This window comes from Polaromonas sp. (assembly GCF_039930745.1).
Lineage (GTDB): Bacteria > Pseudomonadota > Gammaproteobacteria > Burkholderiales > Burkholderiaceae_C > Polaromonas.
In genome coordinates, this window is record NZ_JBDTTH010000143.1 from 1 (window position 1) to 6,291 (window position 6,291).

General features: G+C 62.9%; 8 protein-coding genes. 2 read left to right on the forward strand and 6 right to left on the reverse strand.

Annotated features, from left to right (window positions below):
- The coding region (locus ABI660_RS22430) for a hydantoinase B/oxoprolinase family protein (RefSeq protein ID WP_348072314.1) at positions 1-1,026 on the forward strand (1,026 nt) is incomplete at its 5' end.
- A 177-nt stretch (positions 1,027-1,203) separates the two neighbouring features.
- Positions 1,204-1,740: a DinB family protein gene (locus tag ABI660_RS22435; RefSeq protein WP_348072316.1), complete on the forward strand. Its 537-nt coding sequence runs from the start codon at positions 1,204-1,206 to the stop codon at positions 1,738-1,740.
- A gap of 109 nt (positions 1,741-1,849) precedes the next feature.
- Here the strand turns inward: ABI660_RS22435 and ABI660_RS22440 are convergent, their stop codons facing one another.
- From ABI660_RS22440 to ABI660_RS22465, 6 genes are all read right to left on the reverse strand, one after another.
- On the reverse strand, positions 1,850-2,365 hold the full coding sequence (locus ABI660_RS22440; RefSeq protein WP_348072318.1) for a helix-hairpin-helix domain-containing protein: 516 nt from the start codon (positions 2,363-2,365) through the stop codon (positions 1,850-1,852).
- Between the two features lie 134 nt (positions 2,366-2,499).
- Positions 2,500-3,504, reverse strand: a complete 1,005-nt coding sequence (gene rfaD / locus ABI660_RS22445; RefSeq protein WP_348072320.1) for an ADP-glyceromanno-heptose 6-epimerase — start codon at positions 3,502-3,504, stop codon at positions 2,500-2,502.
- Between the two features lie 13 nt (positions 3,505-3,517).
- Positions 3,518-4,465, reverse strand: a complete 948-nt coding sequence (rfaE1, locus tag ABI660_RS22450; RefSeq protein ID WP_348072322.1) for a D-glycero-beta-D-manno-heptose-7-phosphate kinase — start codon at positions 4,463-4,465, stop codon at positions 3,518-3,520.
- 114 nt (positions 4,466-4,579) lie between these two features.
- Positions 4,580-5,725 carry a lipopolysaccharide assembly protein LapB gene (gene lapB / locus ABI660_RS22455; protein WP_348072324.1) on the reverse strand — a complete coding sequence of 382 codons (1,146 nt, stop codon included), beginning with the start codon at positions 5,723-5,725 and terminating at the stop codon, positions 4,580-4,582.
- The gene (locus ABI660_RS22460; protein WP_348072326.1) at positions 5,715-5,987 is read right to left on the reverse strand and encodes a LapA family protein; all 273 of its coding nucleotides are present in this window, start codon (positions 5,985-5,987) and stop codon (positions 5,715-5,717) included. The genes lapB and ABI660_RS22460 overlap by 11 nt, the downstream gene beginning before the upstream one ends.
- 53 nt (positions 5,988-6,040) lie before the next feature.
- On the reverse strand, positions 6,041-6,291 hold a 251-nt coding region (locus ABI660_RS22465; RefSeq protein ID WP_348072328.1), incomplete at its 5' end, for an integration host factor subunit beta.

Sequence of the window (6,291 nt, forward strand, 5' to 3'; positions counted from 1 at the left end):
CCGCAGCAGAACATGGCCGACCTGAAAGCGCAGATTGCCGCCAATGAAAAAGGCGTGCAGGAATTGCGCAAGATGGTGGACACCTTCAGCCTGGACGTGGTGCAGGCCTATATGGGCCACGTGCAGGATAACGCCGAGGAGTCGGTGCGGCGTGTCATCACCCAGCTCAGGGACGGGCAGTTCACCCTGCCGCTCGACAATGGCGCGCAGATCAGTGTGGCCATCCGTGTGGACACGAAGAACCGCAGCGCGGAGATCGATTTCACCGGCACCTCGCCGCAGCAGAGCAACAACTTCAACGCGCCGACAGCCGTTTGCATGGCCGCCGTGCTGTATGTGTTCCGCACGCTGGTTGATGACGACATTCCGCTCAACGCCGGTTGCCTGAAGCCGCTGAAGGTCATCATTCCCGCGGGCTCCATGCTGAACCCGAACCCGCCGGCCTCGGTGGTCGCGGGCAATGTGGAAACCTCCACCTGCATCACCAACGCGCTGTACGGCGCGCTGGGCGTGATGGCGGCGGGGCAGTGCACCATGAACAACTTCACCTTCGGCAATGCGCGCCATCAGTACTACGAGACGATTTCGGGCGGCTCCGGCGCCGGTGGTGTGTTCGATGCCAGCGGCAACATCGTCAAGGGTTTCGACGGCACGTCGGTGGTGCAGGCGCACATGACCAATTCGCGCCTGACCGATCCCGAGGTGCTGGAGTTCCGCTTCCCGGTGCGGCTGGAAAGTTACGAGATCCGCCAGGGCTCGGGCGGCGCCGGGCGCTGGCACGGCGGCAACGGAGGCGTGCGCCGCGTGCGCTTCCTCGAAGCCATGACGGCCAGCATCCTGTCCAATGGCCGTATCCATGGCGCCTTCGGCATGGCGGGCGGCCAGCCGGGTCAGGTGGGCCGCAATGTGGTGGTGCGCGCAGACGGCCGGATCGAGAATCTGGAGCACATCGGCCAGGCCGAGATGGCGCCGGGCGATGTGTTCGAGATCCACACACCCGGCGGTGGCGGTTTCGGCAAGTTATAAACCCACCCCCGTCCAGGCTCACTGCGTGTAGCCTGTTCCCCCCTCAAGGGGGCGGCGCCTGCGGGCTGGCAAGCCAGTCCCGCGGTCCCAACTGGTACCGGTGGCGGAGCTTATCTGCTAAAAACACGGTTTAGCTCAACAGAACCCGCGCAGGCAGCTATCAATTCAGGAGTACCCATGGACGCCGCGTTTCTCGACAACTACCGTTTTCTGGCCCGCTACAACCGCTGGATGAACCAGCGGCTCTATGCGGCCTGCGATACCTTGACCGATGAAGAGCGCAAGCGTGACCGCGGCGCGTTTTTCGGCTCCATCCACCACACGCTCACGCATCTGGTGCTGGCCGACAGGCTCTGGCTGCAGCGCTTTGCCTCGCAGCCAACCCGGTTTGCTGCCTTGGATGCGGCTGCCCTGGCCTTGCCACAGGGCGTTGATTATGTCAGCGTCGATGCGTATCCCAACTGGCCCGAACTGCGGCAAATGCGCGATGCGCTGGACGAGATGATCGAGCGGTGGGTGGCAGAGATGACGCCGGACTTCCTGGTCAGCACCATGGCTTACGCCAACACCAAGGGCGTGCAGCGCGCCCACCCGGCCTGGCAGGCCATGACGCATTTTTTCAACCACCAGACGCACCACCGCGGGCAGGCGACCACACTGTTGACGCAGGCCGGCGTGGATGTCGGCGTGACCGATCTGGTGGCGCTGCTGTAAGGCAATGCTCCGTTTTTAATAGCTGCTTGCGCTTGTAGGATAAGGGCTGGAGGCCAAAAAGTCATGAAAAAACCCGCGCAAGGCGGGTTGGTGCGTAAGCCGAAGACGTTTACTTCTTGGCGGGCTCGGTTTTCGCGCCGGCTTTCACCTCGGCCTTGACTTCGGCCTTGGTGTCGGGCTTGGGCGTCACGGCGGCCTTGACGTCTTTGGCGGTGTCCTTGGCCGCGTCCTTGGTGGAAATGGCTGCACCCTTGACAGCGTCTTTGGTAGCAACCGCGGCATCCTTGGCTTTTTCCGTAACTGGCTTGTCGGCTTTCTTGCCAGCCTTGGCATCGGCTTTGACATCCGCTTTGGCACCGGCCTTGTAGCTGGTGCCGTTGACGGTCAGGCCATCGGCGGAAAATTTGGCGGCGCTGTCGGTACCGACGCCCTTGACGCGGGTCACAAAATCATTCCAGTCCTTGAAGGGCGCCTTCTTGCGCTCGGCCATGATCAAGGCGGACTTAACCGGGCCGATACCCTTGATGCTGTCGAGTTCAGCCGTGGTGGCGGTGTTGACGTCGACAGCGGCGAAAGCCATGGCGACATACATGGTGGCAACAAAGGCCAGCAGTTTCTTGAACATCGGGAAGTTCCTCATGGGTTGTTGGAAGCGGATGATCCCTCCTGCGAATCAGGCGGTCCATTTTTAACGCTTGCGCAGCCCCGGGCGTTGACGGGACGGGCTGCCAGTCAGACAGCATACGGCCAGAACAGGGCTCAGGGCGTCTTGGCCAGCGCTTTCATGTAAGCAGATACACCCGTCTGGACATCTGCAAACGAATGCTTGCAACCGGCCGCGCGCAGGGCCGTCAGATCAGCCTGGGTGTAGCTCTGGTACTTGCCGACCAGCGCGGCGGGGAAGTCGATGTAGTCGATCAGGCCGCCGTGAGAAGCTTCCGGGAGCGTCAGCGGCTTTTCGCCCTGCTGCTGGCGCAGGGTGTTGACGACCGCAAGCGCCACGTCGTTGAAGGGCTGGGCCTTGCCGGTGCCCAGGTTGAAGATGCCGCTGGCCTCCGGATGGTCGAGGAACCACAGGTTGACGGCGACCACATCGTCGATGAAGACGAAGTCGCGCATCTGCCCGCCTGGGCCGTAGCCGCCGTACTCGCCGAACAGCTTGACCTTGCCTTCAGCGCGGAACTGGTTGAACTGGTGAAAGGCGACGCTGGCCATGCGGCCTTTATGCTGTTCGCGCGGGCCATACACGTTGAAGTAGCGAAAGCCGGCGACCTGGGTGGTTGTGCCGGAAAAATCAGCCCCCAGTTCACGGCGCAGCCGCTGGTCGAACAGCAGCTTGGAGTAGCCGTAGACATTGAGCGGCTTTTCAAACTCGGGGGACTCGCGGAAAGTGTCCGAGCCGCCGTAGGTGGCAGCCGAGGAGGCATAGAGCAGCCGCGTGCCCTGCTCCTGGCAGGCGGCATGGAGTTCGCAGGACAGCGTGTAGTTGTTGTCCATCATGTACTTGCCGTCCGGCTCCATGGTGTCGCTGCAGGCGCCTTCGTGGAAGACGGCTTCGACATCGCCGAATGCGGACTCGGCAAACAGCTCGTAAAAATCGTCCACATCGATGTAGTCGGCGATCCGCAGGTCGGCCAGGTTGCGGAACTTGTCTCCATCGGTCAGGTCGTCAACGGCGATGATGTCGTCGATGCCGCGTGCGTTGAGGCCCTGGATGATGTTGGCGCCGATGAACCCGGCGGCGCCGGTAACCACGATCTTCATGACCATTCCTTTTTCAGGGCGCGGCGAACAGTTCGTCGTAGCTGACTGTCGCCGTGCCGAACTTGCCGACCACGATGCCGCCGGCCCGATTTGCCACCGGCACGGCCTCGCGCAGGCTCAGGCCGGCTGCGGCCATGGCCGCCAGCGTGGCGATCACGGTATCGCCCGCGCCGGTCACGTCAAACACTTCGCGCGCCAGCGCCGGCACATGCAGCTGGCCTTGCGCATCGAAGAGCGTCATGCCTTCTTCGCTGCGGGTCAGCAGCAGGGCCTGCAGTTTCAGCGTTTCGCGCAGGTTTTGCGCTTTGGCCTGCAGGTCCGCTTCATCGCGCCAGGGGCCGATGACATGCTCGAGTTCGGCGCGGTTAGGCGTGATGGCCGTCGCGCGCTGGTAGCGCGAATAGTCCGAGCCCTTGGGGTCGACCAATACCACTTTACCCGCTGCGCGGGCCTGGTCAATCATCAGGGGTATATGGGCCAGGCCGCCTTTACCGTAGTCCGAAAACAGCACCGTGTCGTGTTGCGGCAGGAGTTTTTCGAAAGCGGCCGTCTGTGAGGCCAGCACTTCGTTTTCCGGCATGTTTTCAAAATCGAGCCGCAACAACTGCTGCTGCCTCCCGATCACGCGCAGCTTGACGGTGGTCTTGAGCTGCGGGTCGCGGCCGAAGCAGGGCGTGATGCCCGAGCTGGCAACCAGGGCTTCCAGCTGATGGCTGGCCTCGTCGTCGCCGACCACGCTCAGCAGTGAGGCCTGCGCGTTCAGGGTGACGATGTTGTAAGCCACGTTGGCCGCCCCACCCATGCGTTCCTCGGTGCGCGTGACGCGCACCACCGGCACAGGCGCCTCCGGCGAGATGCGGTCCACCGCGCCATACCAGTAGCGGTCCAGCATGGCATCACCCACCACGAGGACGCGGGCTTTGGCGAGCTGTTCAGCAGATAGCGCAATAGGTGATGTCATGTTGAGCAGATCTTATTCAAGTGGACGCCGCGGAACCGGCTTTGCCGGGCCGCTGGTGTCCGCCCCCTGCAAGGGGGGAAGGCGCTACACGCAGTGAGCGTCCGACGGGGGTGTTCATAGTTCCTCGATGCGCCGGGCCGGGTAGCTGTCCCAGGCCTGGCAGCCGGGGCAGTGCCAGAAGTGCTGGGTTGCTTCAAAACCGCAGGCGGCGCAGCGGTAGCGCATCAGGGGTTTGGTGGCCTTGTCCAGCGCGCGCTGGACCAGGGCGTGCTGACCCTCGTCGCCCAGCTTTTCGCCGGCAATCCATTTTGCGGCGGCGACCAGCGAGGCCTCGCGTTCCAGGTGCTGGACATAACGCTGGCGCGAAGCGTCCGGGACAGCATCGAGCTTGATGATGGCTTCCACCACGTCGATGGAGGGCATCTCTGCGTAACTGGCAAGCAGCAGGTCCAGCGCCGCTTGCTGCTGGCCGCTTTGCTGCGCCATGTTGCCAAGCAGTCCAGCCGCCAGCGGCAAGGCTTGCGGCGCTGTTTTTTCGAGCTTCAGGAGGGTTGCAAAAGCATCCTGGTGCCGGCCGAGCTGGCCCTGCAGTTTGGCCAAGTCGATCAGGGGTCGGGGCGCAGCCGGCGCCAGGCTGGCTGCCCGCTGCAGGATATCCACGGCCCGGCCGGTGTCGCCCGACGCCGTGGCGGACAGCGCCTGCTCGCACAGATAATGGGCCTGCCGGGTGCTGAAGCTGCCGCGGCCGGCGCTCTCCAGCTTGGCTGCGATGTCGGTGGCGTGCGTCCAGTCGCGCGAACGCTCATAAATTGACAGCAAGGCGAGGCGGGCTTCTTCTTCGTAGCCTGTGCCTTCGAGTTTTCGCAGCGCCAGTTCCGCGCGGTCCAGTAGCCCGGCCTTGAGGAAATCAAGCGCCAGCGCATGCTGCGCGCGATCGCGCTCGGGCTGGGTCAGGTCGCCGCGGGAGAGCAGATGTTCGTGAACACGCACCGCGCGTTCATACTCGCCGCGCCGGCGGAACAGGTTGCCCAGCGCGAAATGCAGTTCAGAGGTGTCGGGGTCGTTCTGGACGGCTTCGATGAAGGCGTCGATGGCCTGGTCCTGCTGCTCGTTAAGCAGAAAATTCAGGCCACGAAAGTAGGCTTTGGGCGCTTGCCTGTTTTCTATCCGTAGTTGGCGTAAATCCAGCCGTGACGCCAGCCAGCCCAGAGTGAAAGCAATCGGAAACCCGAGCAGTACCCAGGTGAAGTCAAATTCCATGGTGCATGGTGGACGGGTTCTCGCTGTGCGTGCTGTGGATGTTCAGCTTGGCATTTTTGCGCTTTTTCCACCAGCGCGGCATCATCATGAGGACGCCGGTGGCCAGTCCGCAGGCAAAGGTGACCAGGACGACCAGCACCAGCGGCGCTTGCCACAGCGTGCCGAAAAAGAAGTAAACAGCAACGGCCTGCTGGTTATTCAGTGCGAAAGCAAACAGCGTAAAAAAAATGGCTGCCTTGAGCAGCCACATGAGGTATTTCACTTGGGTCCCCTTGTGGTCCGGCAATTGTAGCCAGAGCCCTGTCGGGATGCCCTTTATTTGACAGGAGGCGCCAGCATTTCTTCTGTCCGGGTATCCACCGCCTCGCGCAGGGCCTTGCCCGGCTTGAAATGGGGAACACGCTTTTCCGGAATGGCGACGCTTTCGCCGGAGCGGGGATTGCGGCCCATGCGCGGCGGACGCCGGTTGATGGAGAAGCTGCCAAAACCGCGGATCTCGATCCGGTGCCCACGCACCAGCGCGTCGCTCATGGCGTCAAGAATCGTCTTGACGGCATATTCGGCAT